General features: G+C 60.2%; 16 protein-coding genes. 4 read left to right on the top strand and 12 right to left on the bottom strand.

From position 1 onward, the window contains the following. Positions 1-46: 46 nt before the first annotated feature. From H1Y01_RS02945 to H1Y01_RS02895, 11 genes are all read right to left on the bottom strand, one after another. Complete coding sequence (locus H1Y01_RS02945) at positions 47-1,057, bottom strand: zinc-dependent alcohol dehydrogenase family protein (RefSeq protein ID WP_180538605.1); 1,011 nt, start codon at positions 1,055-1,057, stop codon at positions 47-49. Continuing rightward, positions 1,054-2,337, bottom strand: coding sequence for a (Fe-S)-binding protein (locus H1Y01_RS02940; RefSeq protein WP_219341215.1), 1,284 nt, complete (start codon positions 2,335-2,337; stop codon positions 1,054-1,056). Before H1Y01_RS02940 ends, H1Y01_RS02945 begins: the two co-directional genes overlap by 4 nt. A gap of 2 nt (positions 2,338-2,339) precedes the next feature. Continuing rightward, entirely contained in the window at positions 2,340-3,485 is a 1,146-nt protein-coding gene (locus tag H1Y01_RS02935; RefSeq protein ID WP_180538603.1) for an FAD-binding oxidoreductase, read from the bottom strand. After that, positions 3,486-4,298, bottom strand: a complete 813-nt coding sequence (locus tag H1Y01_RS02930; RefSeq protein ID WP_180538601.1) for an SDR family NAD(P)-dependent oxidoreductase — start codon at positions 4,296-4,298, stop codon at positions 3,486-3,488. After that, on the bottom strand, positions 4,295-5,110 hold the full coding sequence (locus H1Y01_RS02925) for a 2,3,4,5-tetrahydropyridine-2,6-dicarboxylate N-succinyltransferase (protein ID WP_180538607.1): 816 nt from the start codon (positions 5,108-5,110) through the stop codon (positions 4,295-4,297). The genes H1Y01_RS02930 and H1Y01_RS02925 overlap by 4 nt, the downstream gene beginning before the upstream one ends. Then, the gene (gene dapA / locus H1Y01_RS02920; protein ID WP_437179946.1) at positions 5,107-6,003 is read right to left on the bottom strand and encodes a 4-hydroxy-tetrahydrodipicolinate synthase; all 897 of its coding nucleotides are present in this window, start codon (positions 6,001-6,003) and stop codon (positions 5,107-5,109) included. Before dapA ends, H1Y01_RS02925 begins: the two co-directional genes overlap by 4 nt. Before the next feature lie 8 nt (positions 6,004-6,011). After that, positions 6,012-6,701 (bottom strand): 4-hydroxy-tetrahydrodipicolinate reductase, encoded by a 690-nt coding sequence (locus H1Y01_RS02915; RefSeq protein WP_180538598.1) that lies wholly within the window; start codon positions 6,699-6,701, stop codon positions 6,012-6,014. Between the two features lie 57 nt (positions 6,702-6,758). Further along, on the bottom strand, positions 6,759-6,998 hold the full coding sequence (locus H1Y01_RS02910; protein WP_180538596.1) for a hypothetical protein: 240 nt from the start codon (positions 6,996-6,998) through the stop codon (positions 6,759-6,761). Positions 6,999-7,109: 111 nt separating this feature from the next. Beyond that, positions 7,110-7,901, bottom strand: a complete 792-nt coding sequence (locus H1Y01_RS02905) for a hypothetical protein (protein ID WP_180538594.1) — start codon at positions 7,899-7,901, stop codon at positions 7,110-7,112. Further along, positions 7,894-9,225 carry a multicopper oxidase family protein gene (locus tag H1Y01_RS02900; protein WP_180538593.1) on the bottom strand — a complete coding sequence of 444 codons (1,332 nt, stop codon included), beginning with the start codon at positions 9,223-9,225 and terminating at the stop codon, positions 7,894-7,896. Before H1Y01_RS02900 ends, H1Y01_RS02905 begins: the two co-directional genes overlap by 8 nt. 7 nt (positions 9,226-9,232) lie before the next feature. After that, positions 9,233-9,907: a TetR/AcrR family transcriptional regulator gene (locus H1Y01_RS02895; RefSeq protein WP_180538592.1), complete on the bottom strand. Its 675-nt coding sequence runs from the start codon at positions 9,905-9,907 to the stop codon at positions 9,233-9,235. A 55-nt stretch (positions 9,908-9,962) separates the two neighbouring features. Here H1Y01_RS02895 and H1Y01_RS02890 point away from each other — a divergent pair, with 55 nt between their 5' ends. After that, on the top strand, positions 9,963-10,847 hold the full coding sequence (locus H1Y01_RS02890; RefSeq protein WP_180538591.1) for an aldo/keto reductase family oxidoreductase: 885 nt from the start codon (positions 9,963-9,965) through the stop codon (positions 10,845-10,847). Between the two features lie 32 nt (positions 10,848-10,879). On the opposite strand, the gene H1Y01_RS02885 is transcribed toward H1Y01_RS02890, so the two are convergent. Next, a complete protein-coding gene (locus H1Y01_RS02885; RefSeq protein WP_180538590.1) occupies positions 10,880-12,862 on the bottom strand; it encodes an aryl-sulfate sulfotransferase in 1,983 nt (660 codons plus the stop codon). A 157-nt stretch (positions 12,863-13,019) separates the two neighbouring features. Here H1Y01_RS02885 and H1Y01_RS02880 point away from each other — a divergent pair, with 157 nt between their 5' ends. From H1Y01_RS02880 to H1Y01_RS02870, 3 genes are all read left to right on the top strand, one after another. Next, positions 13,020-14,516 carry a hypothetical protein gene (locus tag H1Y01_RS02880; protein ID WP_180538589.1) on the top strand — a complete coding sequence of 499 codons (1,497 nt, stop codon included), beginning with the start codon at positions 13,020-13,022 and terminating at the stop codon, positions 14,514-14,516. Positions 14,517-14,582: 66 nt separating this feature from the next. Next, on the top strand, positions 14,583-14,816 hold the full coding sequence (locus H1Y01_RS02875) for a hypothetical protein (RefSeq protein ID WP_180538588.1): 234 nt from the start codon (positions 14,583-14,585) through the stop codon (positions 14,814-14,816). A gap of 44 nt (positions 14,817-14,860) precedes the next feature. Further along, positions 14,861-16,579 (top strand): alpha-glucuronidase family glycosyl hydrolase (locus tag H1Y01_RS02870; RefSeq protein WP_219341213.1); only part of this gene is annotated, 1,719 nt, incomplete at its 3' end.

Here is a 16,579-nt window from a genome sequence, read left to right as displayed (position 1 = left end):
GGTCCGCAAGCCGTCAGGGAGAGGAGTGCGATCAGCAGGAGGGATTTCATACGGCGTGCCGGATCACGATCTTGCCGAAGTGCGCGCCCGATTCCATATACTCCAGCGCTTCTCTAATCTCACCGAAGCCGAAGACGCGGTCGATCACGGGCTTGAGATGATGCAAATCGATGGCGCGGTTCATATCTTCGAACATAGCGCGCGAGCCGACGTATATGCCGGTGACGCGCGCGGCTTTCTGAAGAATGAGCGCGGTGGGGATATCGGCCGAGACACCCGAGAGAATACCGATCATAGCGATGTGCCCTCCCACGCGGATGGCGCGCAGCGACTGAGCAAATGTGCCCGCGCCGCCCACCTCGACGATGTGGTCGACGCCGTCCGGAACCATCTGCTTCACGGCGCGGGACCAATCCGGGTGCTGGCGGTAGTTGACACCGTTGGCGAGCCCGAGGGTTTGCGCGCGCGCCAGTTTGTCATCGCTGCTCGACGTTCCGATGACTTGCGCTCCCGCCATCTGAGCGAACTGGAGCGCGAACAGGGACACGCCGCCGGTGCCTTGAATCAGGACCGTTTCACCGGCCTTCACGTGCGCGGAGCCGTGCAGAGCGTTCCACGCGGTGACCGCGGCACAGGGCAGGGTAGCGGCTTCCTCATAGGTGAGGCGCCCTGGGATGTGGACGAGCCCATCCTCATGCAGCACGACATACTCGCTGAGCATGCCATCGATCGCGCCGCCCAGAGCCGACGCGAAGTAGCCCGCGTGCGGAGGCCCGGTAAGCCACGTTTGAAAGAAGATAGCCGCGACGCGATCGCCGGTCTTGAAGCGCGTGACGCCCGGGCCCGCTTCGGCAACTTCGCCCGCGCCATCGGAAAGCGGGATTCGCGGCAGATGCATCTTGCGATCGTAAAGGCCCTGAACCACGCGCAGATCGCGGAAATTCAGCGAGTTCGCATGCACGCGGACGAGCACTTCGCCGGGGCCGGGCTTGGGAGGGTCGCACTCGCGGACCGTCAGCGCGTCCAGTCCAAAGCGCGGGAGTTCGATGAGTTTCATGTTGGTTTCGAGTAAGCCTCGTCGAGCAGTTCGATGACGTGGAGCACGCGTGTCTTCTTGCCGCTCTGGCGAACGCCCGCGCGCAGTTGCAGAATGCAGCCGGTGTTGGCGGTGACGATGATATCGGGTGTGATCGAATTGATGTCGGCCATCTTATCGGCCAGAATCTGCATCGCCATGTCGTTGTGGACGACGTTGTAGACGCCCGCGCTTCCGCAGCAATAATCGGCATGCGGCATCTCGCGGAACTCGACGCCGGGCACTTGCGCGATCAGCTGCCGCGGCGCGTTGCGGATCTTCTGGCCATGCAGCAGGTGGCACGAGTCCTGGTACGTGACGAGGCAGTTGAGCGCGCGCATTTGCTGGTTCAAAGGAATGGCCGCGAGGAACTCGTTCACGTCTTTGACCAGGGCAGAGAACTGGGCCGCGCGCGCATCGCCTTCGAGCAGCTCGTGGTACTCCTTAAGCGCGCAACCGCAGCCCGCGGCGTTGATGAGAATCGCGTCGAATGGTTCCGATAGAAACGCGTCGATATTGCGGCGCGCCAGTTCGCGGGCTTTCTCGCGAAGACCGGCGTGGACGTGCAGCGCGCCACAGCAGGTTTGGTTTTCGGGAAGCACCACCTCGCATCCATTGCGCTGGAAAACGCGGATGGTCGCTTCGTTCAGGCGGGCGAATGAGACGCTGCCGATGCAGCCGCCGAGCAGCGCCACGCGATACTTGCGATCGCCGTGCGCCGGGAATGTCCTGCCAAACTTGCCGAAGAAGAACGGCGGCTCGGCCGGGGGCACCAGCGCCTCGATTCCGGACATACCGAAGAGGCGCGCGATTCCGGTGAAGCGCACCAGCTTCTGCAGGCCGGTAACCTGGTATAGCCACAGCGCGGAACCGGCGATGGTCAACAGTTCCGGCGACGGGAGCAGTCGATTGAATACGAAGCTGCGCAACGCGCGAACGTGCCAGGGCCGCTGCGTCTTGCTTTCGATTTCAGCGCGCGCCGCTTCCACCAGCCGGCCGTAAGGCACGCCCGATGGACAAGCGGTTTCGCAGGCGCGGCACGCGAGGCAGAGATCGATGTGTTCACGATACGAATCGGAAACCGGCGCGCCTTCGTGCACCTGAATCATCTGATAGATGCGGCCGCGCGGAGAGTCGGCTTCCAGACCGAGCTCGCGATACGTCGGACAGGCCTGCAGGCAAAGTCCGCAATGCACGCAGCGGTCGAGATCGGCTTGCTGGGGACGATCGTCGTGGCGAGGTTCTTCTTGAATAACAGTCAACATCAGATTCGACCGTAGAGGCGGCCGCGGTTGAGTAGATTACCGGGGTCGAAGAGGGCCTTGATCTTTTTCATTATCGCGAAGTCGCTGCCGCGCGATGGCCAGAGGTCGTATTGCGCGCGCGCCGATTCGGACGCGAATTCGATCACGGCCTGGATTCCGCGGTCAGCCGATTGCGCCACCCATCGCGCCGCGTCGTGCGCACGCAAAAAATACGCGTAGGTGACTCCCGTTGCTGCCCGGGAGAGCGCTGGCACCATCAAGCCATCGAGCAGTCCGGAGAGTTCGGTGAGCGAGGACGAGATGCGGACGACCGCGCCGTCTTCGAACTTCTCCAGGAACCGCGGCGTGACGCTCTGAATGTGCTGCCAGACGGATCCGTCAAGCACTTTCATTGAGTTGTGCGCGCCCAGTTCGCGTTCGCAGCGGTCCATCAGCGATTGATTGCCGCCGAACCAGAGGAGCAGAGTCCAATTCCGAAACCCAAGATCGATTCCCAGGATCGGGTTGAGCAGGTCGATCGCGCCGGGCGGAATCGGACTGCGGATGAAGGCATCGCGAGCTGCGAGCGCATCTGCCGCGGATGGGAATTCGATGGCGAAACTGCGTTCGGCGGGCGGGATCGGGATCACCTTGAAGTTGATGCTGGTCATCACGCCGAGCGTGCCGAAAGAGCCGATCAGGAGCTTGGCCATGTCGAGTCCGGCCACGTTCTTGACGACCATGCCGCCGGATTGAACGAGGCGTCCGTTGAGAGTCGCGAACGTCATGCCGATCCCCAGATCGCGCGCGGTTCCGAATTGACGGCGGCGCGGTCCGCTGCAGTTCGAAGCGACGACACCGCCGACCGTCGCGCGGTCCGCATAGATCGGATCGAGCGGGACCATCTGGCGGTGTTCGGCAAGGATGCCCGTGAACTTGCGCCAGGGCATGCCCGCTTCGACGCTGACGGTGAGGTCGCTGGGTTCGTAGGCGATCAGGCGGTCGAGGCGCAGCGTTGCAATGGTTACGTCCGGTTTAGAAACATTCGGGCCGCCCATGAGGTGCTTCGAGTTGGCTCCGACGATCTGGATGGTTTTCGCGTTGGCAGCGGACTGTTGCAGGATCTCGGCGACTTCCTGCGCGGTTGCCGGTTGGATCGCAGCCATCTAGAAGTGCATGCCGCCGGAGACAATGAGAACCTCGCCGGTGATGTAATCCGCCAGCGGCGAGCAGAAGAACAGGACCGGTCCGGCGGCTTCATCCACCGTGCCCTTGCGGCCGAGCGGCGACAGGGCAGTCATCGTGTCGATGACGCGCTGCTGCACGCCGACGGGGATCGCGCGGCCTTTCACTTCGAGTTTGGAATCGGCCGTGAGGGGTTGGATCAGGCGCGTCTCGATCAACCCGAAGCCCACGCAGTTCACGTTGATGTTGTAGCGCCCCCATTCCTTGGCGAGCACGCGCGTGAGTCCAATAACGCCGGCTTTCCCGGAGGCGTATCCGGATTGGCCCGGGCCGCCGTCGGTCGCGGCGATCGAAGTAATGTTGACCACCTTGCGCATGACGCGACGCCCTTCCGCATTTTCTTTCTTAGCGGTTTCGCGAAGCCAACCGGACGCGGCACGGAGCAGGCGAAACGGCGCCACGAGATGAATATCGAGCATCGCCTGAAACTGCTCGTCCGTCGTTTTCTGGATCACGTTGTCCCATGTGTATCCCGCGTTGTTCACGATAATGTCGATGCTGCCGAAGCGTTCGAGCGTGCGGTCGACGAGCTGCTGCGGGAAGTCCGGCGCCGTCATGTCGCCGGCCAGCGCCGCTGAGTTTGGAATCGCGGCGGAGGCTTCTTCGCACGGCGCGGCGTCGAGATCGTTGATCATCACGGATGCGCCGGCTGCAGCAAGTTTGGTGGCGATGGCGCGGCCGATTCCACGCCCGGATCCGGTGACGATTGCCGTCTTGCCTTTGAAATCGATCACCGCAGCAGGTCCTCGAGTTGAATCCGCGCGCCGGTTTTGTCGTCGCGGTATTTGACGATCACGGGCGTATAGAGCGAGAGTCCCCACGCGCGGCCTTGATCCGTTGTGATCGCCCGGGAACCGGCGACGACCACGGCATCTGACGGAATGACGAGCGCCTGATCGTCGGTAGCGCGATGGATCTGGTTGCGTACCAAATCGTAAACCGGAGTCGAGCGCGTGAGGATTACGCCTGCGCCCAAGACCGCGCGAGCTTTAACGACCGTGCCTTCGTACACGCCGCAATTACCGCCGATGAGCGCTTCGTCTTCGATGATTACGGGGAGTGCTCCGACCGGCTCGAGAACGCCTCCGATCTGCGCCGCGGCCGAAAGATGTACTCGTTTGCCGATCTGCGCGCAGCTTCCGACCAACGCGTGGGAATCGATCATCGTACCTTCATCCACATAAGCGCCGACGTTGACGAACATCGGCGGCATGCAAGTGACGCCGCGGCCGACGTGCGCGCCGTCGCGAATGGAAGAACCGCCGGGCACGATGCGAATCCCATCCTTGAGCTGGAGCCGCTGGCGCGGGTAAGTCTGCTTATCGAAAAAGAACGCGCCGGCTCCCGTCATATTGACGACTTTGCCAAAGCGGAACCCAGCGAGAATGCACGCTTTGACCCAGGCGTTCACCCGCCATCCGCTGGGCGTGCCGGGATCGGGCTCGGCCGCGCGAATCTCGCCTTTATTCAGCCCGGCCTTGAACTCGCGAAACAAGCGGCTTGAGAAGGCATCGAGCAGCGGAGCGAATTGTTGGGCCGGCGTCATCTGACGACGAAGCTGCACAGACCGACGGCTTCGAGAACCTGCTTGATTTTTGCCATGGATTCGGGCTGCGGAGGGACCATCGGCAGACGATACACCGGTTCGATCAGCGCCAATACCGCAAGCGCCGCCTTAACCGGTATCGGGTTCGACTCGATGAAGTTGACTTCCATCAGCGGCAGCCACCGGCGTTGCAACTCGCGCGCCGCTGCGAAATTACTCGCGAGCGCCAGCCGGGTGAGCTTCGTCATCTCGGCCGGGATGATGTTCGACGCAACCGAAATCACGCCGCGGCCGCCCAGCGCGATCAGCGGAATCGTGATCGCGTCGTCCCCCGAAAGCACGATGAAGCGCGAGGGAACTCGATGGATCACGGCGGCTTGCTGCGAGATGTTCCCCGATGCTTCTTTCACGCCGATGATGTTGGGGATCTCGGCAAGGCGTGCGAGCGTCGCGGGCTCGACGTTGACGCCCGTGCGGCTCTGCACGCTGTAAATGATGATCGGCAGCGTCACTTCGGCGGCCAGCGCTTTGTAGTGCTGAAACAAGCCTTCCTGCGTGGGCTTGTTGTAGTAAGGCGTGACGGAGAGGATGCCGTCGGCTCCGGCGCGCTGGCAGGCTTGAGCGAGTTCGATCACTTCGCGCGTGTTGTAGCCTCCGGCGCCCGCAAGCACCGGCGTGCGGTTGGACCTCGCTACGTTCACGGTGTTCTCAACTACCCGGATGTGTTCTTCACGCGTCAGGGTCGGGCTTTCCCCGGTGGTCCCGCAAGGGACGAGGAAGTCGATGCCGTAATCGATCTGACGGCGCGCCAGACGCCGCACCGAGTCTTCGTCCAGCTTTCCTCCGGGCTCGAAAGGTGTGACCAGGGCAGTTCCACAACCGGTAAACATGATCGCCTCCGCTACCTGAACAGTATCTCGCGGAACTCGTAGAACCCTTTGTTAGCGGCGATCCAGCGGGCGGCTTCGAGCGCGCCCCGGGCGAACCCTTCGCGATTGCGCGCGGTATGGCGGAGCGTGATCGTGTCCGCGGCGGAATCGAACCCGATCTCGTGGATGCCGGGGATGGCCCCGGCGCGATTGGACGCCTGATCGATGGGGCGGTCCCAGCCGGCGTTGTGCATTTCCTCGACAAGCTTGAGAAGCGTGCCGGACGGCGCATCCTTCTTTGCGGAGTGGTGAATTTCCCAGGCCCACGCTTCATAGCCTCGTTGCTGCTGCAGCAGGCGCGCGGCTTCGGCCACGACGCGCTGAAACACGTTGACGCCGATGGAAAAGTTGGGACTCCAGACGAGGCCGATGTTCTTCTCGATGACTAACTCGCGGATCTGTAAGAGTTCGTGCAGCCAGCCGGTGGTTCCGATCACCATATGGATGCCGAGCGCGGCGAGCCGGTGGATGTTGCCGATGACGGTGGCGGGCGTGGAGAACTCGATGGCTACGTCGATATCTTTGAAGTTATCGGACGTGATGCCGGCGCCGTCGGCGTTGTTGTGTTCGTCGAGGGTCAGGGCGACTTCACAGTTGTAGTCGGGGCTGAGTTGTTCGATGAGGCGGCCCATTTTGCCGTGGCCGACGATAGCGATTTTCATGGCGCGAGTTGAGTATAGCTTGAGCGGCGTTCAAACCCGCTTCCTTACGGGCGCGGCTCAGTAACTGACTGATCCTACCGAGGCGCGCGCGTAAGCAAGCGGTGTTTTGAGGGCTGCCTCGGGAAGGGTAAGCCCGCCGAAGTAAACTAACTCGACCACTAATGCCTGTCGCGGCGCCGCGATGCGTTTGAACGAAACTTCGGTAACGTCGGGGATTTTCCCTCCCTGGGCGAGTTTCGCGTACGCCTCATTAACAACAGCGGTTGGCGTCTGTTTTTCGTCGCTAGACGCGCGCATAGTCGTACGGAGCCGACCGCCAAGAGAGCTGCTAGACGCGATAGGAATCGAATGCGTACGTGAGGTGCAAGCTTGATTTGCGGTTTTCCGGCAAATACCGTTAAATTCCCCTTACTTTACTGGAGACTGCCTGCCCCAGGAAAAATGCCGCCCGAGGATTCCCTTCACGATCAGGTGGTCGGTAGATGCCGTTGCGCCCAAGCCCACTCCGATATTAATCTCCCATTGCGGCGATACATTCAGATCCGTGACAAGGAACACCTGCTGCTGTTGCTGATGCAAGGGATCGAAATCGCCTAGCGTCCCGTAGTCGGCATAATACTCAAAACCGCCGCTGATCCACTTAGTAAAGTCGTAGCCGACTTTCGCTGCCGGAGCGAACTGTACTCCATGTGCAACATCCGGCCCGTGCCAGGTCCTCTCCAATGCAGGATTGAACGCCAGATACCAGCGCCCAATCGCTTTGTCCACGATCGGGCGGATTTCCCAGGTCCATGTATCCGGAGAGTAAACTGCGCGCTGGTATCCTATCTCGGTCGATAGACTTACGCCTACCGGCCAGTGCCAGGAATTCGGGGCCCTGACTCGCGGCCGGATATGATCGCCCACCCACTGCACGCCGTGCCCGTTCTGCTCGCTGGTGAAGACATAGAAGCCTACCTCAGACCAATCAGTGAGTCCCTGCGTAATTTCCAGTGTTTCGTGTTCCTGGTGATTCGTTGGATAGACTCCGTCGATAGTATCCTTCTGCCCGATACCCGTGAAGTTGGAGTGTAGTTCGACCATCGTGGACTGCGGCGCAACCGTCTCCGCGCCATAGACCTGGATCTCGTAATTACCTTGGGCTAATGCCCGCCCGGCTGCCAGGCCCGCAAGTGTCAGCCAGAAAAACCGATTACGCATAGCGAAACAGCATCATGAAACCGGCGTCCATGTGATTCTGCTGATGGCAGTGAAAGAGCGTCGCGCCTGGGTTATCCGCGGTAAATTCGACGGGCAACTCCGTGCCCGCTTCCACTAAGACCGTGTCCTTACGAATGCCGCTTCTCATTAGCTCAAATAGATGACGGTGGAGATGCACCGGATGGTCTTCCTTACTGCGATTCTTGAAGATCAGCCGGTAGCGATTCCCTGGTTTCAACGCTACTGTCTCGGTGTTCGGAAACGAGCGGCCATTGATCGTCCAATGATCCATGGCGCCGTGTCCGGCAAACTTGGATTCGAACACTAGCGGGATGTCAATTGCGGATTCCGGCGCCGAAGCAGGCGCCTCGATGCTTGCGGCGGCGAACCGAAGATAGTCCCAGATAAGTCGATCCGGCTGTTCCCAACTTGGTTTTCCACTTTGTCCCGCATACTCCACCACTACTCCCATCCCGGCGGCTTGTATGTGTTTCCGCACTTCCCCGAGCACCCACACGCCCGGGTTGTTCATCACAACGATCGCGCTAATACGCTCCGCCGGCGCCAGCCTCAGCATCGACACGCTCGCGGGCTGCGGGATGGCGTTTCCGTCTAAGGCCACGACATAGAACGAATGCCCGCTCAACGATATCCAATGCACCTCCGTGGCGCTGGAGTTGAGTAAGTGGAGCAAAACGCGCCGGCCCGCTCGCACCCGCAGCGGATCGCCGAACCCGAGTACTCGCCCATTTACCGTCGATAGGTCATAGGACGGGTTCATCGACCCATCGTCGCTCGCCAGCATCTGGCCTCTCCAATCATGCAAAGTCAGGAAGATCTCCTGATCGTAACGACCTGGATTTTCGCGTGGCTCCACCCATAGGAAGCCGTGTTGACCGGTGTACTGCCCCTTGCTGAAGTTAGTTCCCGCACTTACATGCGTGTGATACCAGCGGAACCCCGCCGGGCGCGGCGTGAAGGTATAACGCGCAGTCCTGCCGGGAGGAATCGGCGGCGTTCCTTCCTCCATGGCGCCGTCTACTTGGGAAGGAAGAAACAGACCGTGCCAATGCACCACCTCGTGATCTTGTGTCTGATTGGTGACGTCGATCGTCACCGGTTGCCCTTCGCGCAGTCCAAGAAGCGGACCCGGAACCTGACCGTTGTACGCCGTCGTCTTAATCGTGCGCCGCGGCGACAGCTCCCACGAACACGGGCCGATGGTTAGGGCATAATCGGGCCGTGTTTGTGGGTGCGCTAGTCTCTGCCCCGCAAGCAAATGCGTTGCGAGACCGCTCGCCTTCAACCAGTCTCGCCGTGTCACGAGGCCTTCAGCTTATCAACGTGCGCGCGGCACACGCTTCAAGGTAAGCGCACACAAAGAACATAAGTTCCCGCCGCAAGCTATCCAACTCGTTTTCGGGCACATCCGATTCAAGCAATCTCCGGCTCACCCCGGCCATCGCGCCCTGCAACATAGTCGCCGCCACCTGCGGGTCCGCCTTCAGCGGTTCGCGAGACGTCGCCAACATAGCAACAATCGCCCGATGCATCCGCTCGCTCATCCGCTGTACGATCTTCGCTCCATCCACATCGGAACTTACCGAGTAAAGCGCGACACTCGTCTTCATATCCCGCATCTTGACGTCCAGGAACGCGCCGACGAGCGCGGTCGCCATTCCCGCGAGAGTGTTTCCCTGCTGGTTGCGGCAGACGCTCTCAACCGCTCCTGCCACTTCTTCCATGTGCCGCCGCAATGCGGCCTGTAGCAACCCGCGCTTATTCGGGAAGTACTGATATAAGGTCCCCACCGAAACCCCGGCTCGCGACGCTACCTTGGTCGTGGTCAGCCGTTCTTTGCCCACCCTCAGCAAAACCTGAATCGTGGCTTCCAAAAGGGCGTCCACACTGGCCGCCGAACGAGCTTGAACGGGTGATTTCCGCGGCTCCAACGCCGCATGCGAGGTCTGATGCAAATGCGAACGCCGAACTGAAGCTTTCTTCATCTAACCTGATGTAAGCACAACGGCTCTAGCTGATTATCCGCTTACAGGAGAACAAATGACGAAACCAATGGCACTTGGCGGCACGTTTACATTCCCCGGAGCCTCAATGACCGTAAACCGCATGGGCTACGGCGCGATGCAACTGGCCGGTCCGGGGGTCTGGGGACCGCCGCGCGATCCCGAAGCCGCGATCGTGGTCTTGCGGGAGGCCGTTATCTCCGGTGTGAACCACATCGACACCAGCGATTTTTACGGCCCGCACGTAACCAATCAGATCATCAAACAGGCGCTTCATCCTTACCCGTCCGGCCTCGTGATCGTAACCAAAGTAGGCGCGCGCCGCGGTCCCGATAAGTCGTGGATTCACGCGCTCTCGCGTCAGGAACTGATCGATGCCGTGCATGACAACCTTCGCAACCTCGCGCTCGACGCGCTCGACGTAGTCAACCTTCGGGTGGGAGGCATGGCGGAGCCTTCGGAGCAATCCATTGCCGAACCTTTGACTGTACTGGCCGAACTCAAGAGTCAGGGACTTATCCGTCAGATCGGCCTGAGTAACATCAGTCCCAAGCAGTTAGCTGAGGGTCAGGCAATTACGGAGATCGTCTGTGTGCAGAACTACTACAACGTAGCTCATCGCGGCGACGACGCTTTCATCGACGACTTAGCCACGCAGGGCATCGCCTATGTGCCTTTCTTCCCGCTGGGCGGGTTCACTCCGCTGCAATCCTCGGAACTCAACCAGGTAGCCGAGTCACTCAAAGCGACACCGATGCAAGTCGCGCTGGCGTGGCTGTTACAGCGTTCGCCCAACATCTTACTCATACCAGGCACATCATCGGTCGCTCATCTTCGCGAGAATCTGGAGGCGGCCGAGTTACAGATTCCTCCCGAACTCCTCGCGGACCTCAATTCCATCGCCGGAGACGCCGCAAAGTAGGAAGAAGGCGGGACCGATAGGTTGCTGTCCGCCTAAGTGGTCGGCGCGGTATACAAGTCGGACATCCGGAAGCTGCGGTACGACTCGGCCTCACCCTCCAGGTTGTAAACCCCTGTCCCGGAAAGTGCCCCCGAGATGGGGTCAAACTCTTCTGAGTAATCCCAGTCATACGGCCCCACTAAACCGGGTTGGAAGTGGTAGTTCCCGTTGCTTAGCAGTTGCGCGCTCCCGAGCGCCAGACTGTAGTAACCCAGATTTTGGCTAAGAACGGGCGTGACAGTAAGAGCCGTCTCGTTTACGGTCAAGGCCATTCCGCGGCTATAGCCGCCTCCCTCCAGCGTGATCCGCGTATTGCCGTTATCGAACACATCGAAAACGCCGGTGGTCTCAAACCCGGCGTCGTGCTGATGCGAGAACCACGGGTAGGCATTAGCGCCGGTGTTGTTGAACGTAAAGTCGCCGTCAACACCCATGCGCCACACCAGATCACCGGTTCCCGCACCGTTGTTATAGTCGACTTTAAACACCCAATCCTGATCGCGCGAAGACATGATGATATCGCCGTCGCTGGATCGATACTGAAGCGAGTTGGAATGCATCCAGTCCTTCGCGAGCGGGGTAACGCCCGGCGTACCTGCCAAAAACAGGATGGGACATCCGCCCTGGTTTACAGCACAAGTCTCGCCAAGGATGGCCGGGCGCGTGATGTCGAGCTGCGTTCCGCCGCCATCATGCTGGAAGCTGTCGAAGTACCAGAGAGGGTTCATATTCGGGTCGAGAACGATAATCGCGTCTCCGAGGATATCGACGTTAAGCCCGGTTGTATCTCCCTGCGTGCCCGGCGGAAAGATCTTTTCCATACTTCCGATCACCGCGTAACCGCCGTTCGGCATCACGATCATGTCGTGGCTGAACGAGGTCAGGCAAGCCGAACCGACCGCCGCGGGCAGCGGAATATTGGCGCACGACTGTAAGTCGGTAGCTCCCATTGCGAATAACTGCTGCTGCAGCAGACCTATATTTGTCTCTTTTACAACGTTGCCGGAAAGATCCACCTGGCGGGCGAGCTGATCTAACTGGTAACTCCCGTTGCTCCACGCCAGTCCCGATTGAAAGATAAGATAAGTTCCCCCGTTTACCGGACGCGAAAGCTGCACGCCGGTGTCGCCGTTGCCATCGTAATACCAGATCGGATTGCCGGCAAGATCGGTCGCAACCGGCATCACGATACCGGGGCCCTTATAACTATTGGAGTGAATCGTGATGAAGGCATGCAAAAGTACGCTTTCGGCCGTGTCCGCTTTTGTCGTCGGCAGCTTAAGTTCGACCTCTGTCGGGAAGGTGAAATCCGTCGCGAGACTTCCGGTAGTAAAAGACGCGGTGGTCTTGCCGTTAGTGACGGTAGAACCCGTCTGGATTTGAAACCCGACCGTGTAAGTCGTATTTGCGTACATCCCGCCCAGGTAGACGTTGTTGTTGCCAGTCTGACCGCACGGCTGGAAAGGCGTGTAAGTCGTCGTCTTAGTGACTGCTTGAATGAAGAATACGCGGCCCGAACTGCCTGCCGGGCAGTTTGGGATGGCAGCAAGCGCTACCAGCGAATTCGGCGTGGAAACGACGCTAATCTGATTGCCGGTCAAGGTGCTCTTGAAATCGAAAGCCATGTTCGCGGTGGCGGTTTCGCCGCTGCCGAAATCCTGGGCGATCACTTGAATGGTGTAGGCGCCGTGGGATGCGATCTGCGTCCACGAGAACGGCTGCGCGGTCCACACTCCGTTGCTGAAAGTCCCTATGTTGAAATTGCGGATCGTCGTGAAGGTCCCGTTTTCGTAAGACATATTGAACTGGAAGGCGAGCGGCCCGGGGTTTGAATCCGTTGCCGTTACGTAGAAGGGGACGGGCATCCCGATCGGTTGTGGCGAAGGCGTCGCTGAAGAAAATGACGTGATTGAGACCGTTGCGGAAAGAGGCACCGTGGCGGCCAGTACGGCTAGGCAGAGGAGTTGCAGACGCATGTTTCACTTTATTCTAGAGTTCCGGAAGGATTATACGCAAGAGTTCCGGCCTCAAGATTCAGAACCTATCCCTAAGCATGGCGAAGTTAGTACGGAATTCGTGCTTGATTCGCGGAATTCAAGAGACTTCGACGGCGTTTGGCATACAATAGCACTTATGCGTCGCGCCTCACTCCCTTTCCCGCTCGCGGCTCTCGCGTTGTTCGGCAGCGCTTGTCTGAGTCTTCCGTTGCAAGCCTCGCCGGCTTCGGCTAAGGGCGCACCGCCGCCCCTGAACTGCGCCAATCCTCCGGCCATCAATCCGTCGCTGGACTTTCTCGGTAACTTCAACAACAAGTGTTATCTGATTCCGATGGTGGCCGGCCACGGCGGGTCCAGCGGAGGCGACTTAGGCGCTGAGTACGATCAGATCTTTTACCTGGTTCAGCCGGGCTATGAATTAGTGATCTACGATCAGTTTCCCAGCGCGCGTTTCCTGTCGGTCACCGTTTACGACCAGCATGCCGTGAACACCAGCGAGTTGCTCGATGTAAACATCCTGCCGCAAAACTCGACGATGACGAACCCGTTTCAGATCGGAGTTCCCTACCAGCCGAACCAGTTCTACGGAGTCAGTGTATCGTTGGGCGGAGGCGTTCCCACGACCCCCGCCGCGGGTTGCAGCACAGCCGATACGACCATCGACCAGAATCTGCTGGATGCTTCGCAGATCCACTCCGGGCTCACCTGGACCGGATGGCCGGATCTGCCGGCGAACTTCCCCCCGCATCTGACCGGGGCCAATAGCGCGGGCTCGCTCATGGTGCGCAAGTACGCGATTATGTCCGATACCGGAGTGGCGGGCGTGTTCGTTCGCCAGCTTTCGGACGGATGCGCGATCACCGCCGCGGCAGCCGCGGCGCAAGGCATCGTCACCACCAATTCCGCAACCGGAGAGGCGCAAGAAGATACCCTGCAAATCGACACGCACGAAGTGTTCGCGGGTGAAGTCCAGCCGCGATATTGCTGGCCCAGAGACCCCACGAACGAGGTGCAGTGGGTGCGCACTCAGAACTACGTGCCGGAGATCAACAGCAACGCCGCCTACCTGCGCGCGCCGATAGGTGCAGATACCGTCCAGAAAATGATTAGCGAAGGCGGATTCATGCAGATTCAGTTCCCGCTTCCCACCTTTCCCGACATGCCGTGTCCCACCGGCGATTGTTGGATTACCGGCAACGAACAGCTGCGCTACTACAGCATGTCGTTCGAGGACGACGAACAGAACGTATACGCCACGATTCACGACACCGACTTCGTTCAGGATCCGAATGGAAACGTTACGTTGGTCGTGGGATTCGGTACGCAGCCTCCGGCATGGGTCACGGCGGCAAACTACTATACGTACCTCGACCTATCGCAGCTGCCGAATTACCAGAATCTGAACCAGGTCGACATCCGGAACATACTGCCGAATTCGTCCTTCAATTGCTCGGCCTTCCAGATCCCGTTCAACACAACGGAATTCAATAACGTAGGCGGTTACATGGGCGCTTATGTGCCGACCGTTAGCTTCGTCAGCCCGAGTAAGCTTCCCACCATTCCCGTGCCGCCGGTGCGTGTCGATTCCTGCGGCGTGAAGCCCACGGTGGCTCCCACGGTGTGCGGCCACTAGAGAGCCCGTAGGAAGTACGGAAGAAAGCCGGCCGGCTTCCCGTCTAAAGCGGCAAGGAGTACTTTCATGCTTTCCGCTTCTTTATTGAAACGCGCGGCGATTCTGATCCTGATCGGCGGCGCTCTGACCGCACAAGACTTCGTTAAACCGCGTCCGGACCCGGATGTCGCGACGCTCCGTTTACAGTTGCGCAGCCTCGAGCTGCGCGTGCGAGCTCTCGAATCGCAGCTCAATATCAAGAGCGATCCTTACAAACCGGAAATCATTCCCGCGCAGGGTCAGGTGAAACCGGACAAGTAAGCCCGCCTCACTTAGGCCGCGGCACCGGTTCGCATTGGTTACTATTGGATCGGTTGCTTACCGTACAACTGAGTAGACGGACCGCGTTCATTCTGGCATTCTTCGGTTTGGTCAGGATCGCGCCGGCGGAAACGGGCTACGCAGCCTGGCTGCGCTATGCCCCAACGGGCGACGGGTATTCTTTGCCGGCTGTGGTGGCGACGCTCGATGTGTCGCCGGTGCTGGATGCCGCCCAAGCGGAGTTCGTTCGCGGCGTGAAGAGCATGACCGGCCGGACGCCGCGCATACAGAAGCAGATCCCTGGCGAACCGTGCGTGCTGCTGGCGAAGCTCGATTCGGTTCGGGCCGCGACGCACGATCCGTCGCTTCCGAGCCAGATGGCCGACGATGCCTACCTTCTTAGGACGACAACCTTTCACGAGCATAGTGTTGTCCTTGTAACTGCGGCGAACGATCGCGGCGTGCTTTACGGAACCTTCGCACTTCTTCGGAAACTCGCCTTGCACGAGCCGATCGATCACCTCAATGAGCAGCAAACGCCGTACGCGCCCATCCGTTGGACCAATGAATGGGACAACTTGAACGGGACCATCGAGCGCGGATACGGCGGCCGGTCCATCTTCTTCGACAACGGCAACGTCGTTCCCGATCTGACGCGAGCCGGCGACTATGCGCGCCTGCTGGCCTCCATCGGCGTCAACGGATGCACGGTGAACAACGTCAACGCGGACCTTCGCATCCTGAGCAGCGACTTTCTGCCGCAGATCGCGCGCATCGCGGACGCCTTCCGTCCGTGGGGCGTGAAGCTGTCGATCGCGGTGGATATCAGCAGCCCGAAAGCGATCGGCGGGCTCACTACCTTCGATCCGCTCGACCCCGCGGTCGCCGCGTGGTGGAAGCAGAAAGCGGATGAGATCTACCGCCTGATTCCGGATTTCGGCGGCATTCTGGTGAAGGCCGATTCGGAAGGGCGCGTGGGTCCGTCGACATACGGACGGACGCATGCCGACGCGGCCAACGTGATCGCGCGCGCGCTGAAGCCGCACGGCGGCGTGCTGATCTATCGCGGCTTCGTCTACAACCACAAGATGGACTGGCGCGACCTGAAGAACGACCGCGCGCGAGCGGCCTACGACAACTTCAAGCCGCTCGATGGGAAGTTCGATGACAACGTGCTGGTTCAGATCAAATACGGGCCGATCGACTTTCAGGTCCGGGAGCCGGTATCGCCGCTGTTCGGCGCGCTGGAGCACACCAATGAGACGCTCGAACTGCAAGTGACGCAGGAGTATACGGGCCAGCAGCGTCAGCTCTGTTTCCTGCTGCCGCTGTGGAAACAGGTGCTCGATTTCGACATGCGCGCGGATGGTCGCGCAACGCCCGTCGCCGACCTCGTTTCCGGGAAGACGTTCCACCGGCCGTTGGGCGGATTCGTGGCCGTAACCAATGTCGGCCGCGATTCGAACTGGCTCGGCTTCGATCTTGCGATGGCGAATCTCTACGCATTCGGCCGGATCGCGTGGGATCCGCATGCGGAGGCGAGCCGGGTGGTGGACGAGTGGACGCGGCAGACGTTCGGCTCGGATCCCGACGTCGTACGCACCATCGATGCGCTTCAGCTCCATTCCTGGAAGGTGTATGAGGACTACACGGGACCGCTCGGCATCGGCGGGCTGACCGACATCATTGGCGGACCGAACGGCGCAGTCGGGAATCATTACGGGCCGGGCATCGAATCCTCGGAGCGCAACGGCTGGGGGCAG

The organism is Nevskia soli (assembly GCF_903970205.1).
Taxonomy (GTDB): Bacteria; Acidobacteriota; Terriglobia; order Bryobacterales; family Bryobacteraceae; genus Bog-113.
The sequence above is the reverse complement of the archived record's forward strand: the minus strand, read 5'-3'. Positions and strand labels throughout refer to the sequence as shown.

What these genes read in the sequence shown, in the direction of transcription:
- H1Y01_RS02905 (WP_180538594.1), bottom strand. Translation starts at nt 7,901, where the DNA reads ATGCGTAATCGGTTTTTCTGGCTGACACTTGCGGGCCTGGCAGCCGGG.
- H1Y01_RS02895 (WP_180538592.1), bottom strand. Translation starts at nt 9,907, where the DNA reads ATGAAGAAAGCTTCAGTTCGGCGTTCGCATTTGCATCAGACCTCGCAT.
- H1Y01_RS02875 (WP_180538588.1), top strand. Translation starts at nt 14,583, where the DNA reads ATGCTTTCCGCTTCTTTATTGAAACGCGCGGCGATTCTGATCCTGATC.
- H1Y01_RS02915 (WP_180538598.1), bottom strand. Translation starts at nt 6,701, where the DNA reads ATGAAAATCGCTATCGTCGGCCACGGCAAAATGGGCCGCCTCATCGAA.
- H1Y01_RS02935 (WP_180538603.1), bottom strand. Translation starts at nt 3,485, where the DNA reads ATGGCTGCGATCCAACCGGCAACCGCGCAGGAAGTCGCCGAGATCCTG.
- H1Y01_RS02910 (WP_180538596.1), bottom strand. Translation starts at nt 6,998, where the DNA reads ATGCGCGCGTCTAGCGACGAAAAACAGACGCCAACCGCTGTTGTTAAT.
- H1Y01_RS02885 (WP_180538590.1), bottom strand. Translation starts at nt 12,862, where the DNA reads ATGCGTCTGCAACTCCTCTGCCTAGCCGTACTGGCCGCCACGGTGCCT.
- H1Y01_RS02945 (WP_180538605.1), bottom strand. Translation starts at nt 1,057, where the DNA reads ATGAAACTCATCGAACTCCCGCGCTTTGGACTGGACGCGCTGACGGTC.
- H1Y01_RS02925 (WP_180538607.1), bottom strand. Translation starts at nt 5,110, where the DNA reads ATGACGCCGGCCCAACAATTCGCTCCGCTGCTCGATGCCTTCTCAAGC.
- H1Y01_RS02890 (WP_180538591.1), top strand. Translation starts at nt 9,963, where the DNA reads ATGACGAAACCAATGGCACTTGGCGGCACGTTTACATTCCCCGGAGCC.
- H1Y01_RS02880 (WP_180538589.1), top strand. Translation starts at nt 13,020, where the DNA reads ATGCGTCGCGCCTCACTCCCTTTCCCGCTCGCGGCTCTCGCGTTGTTC.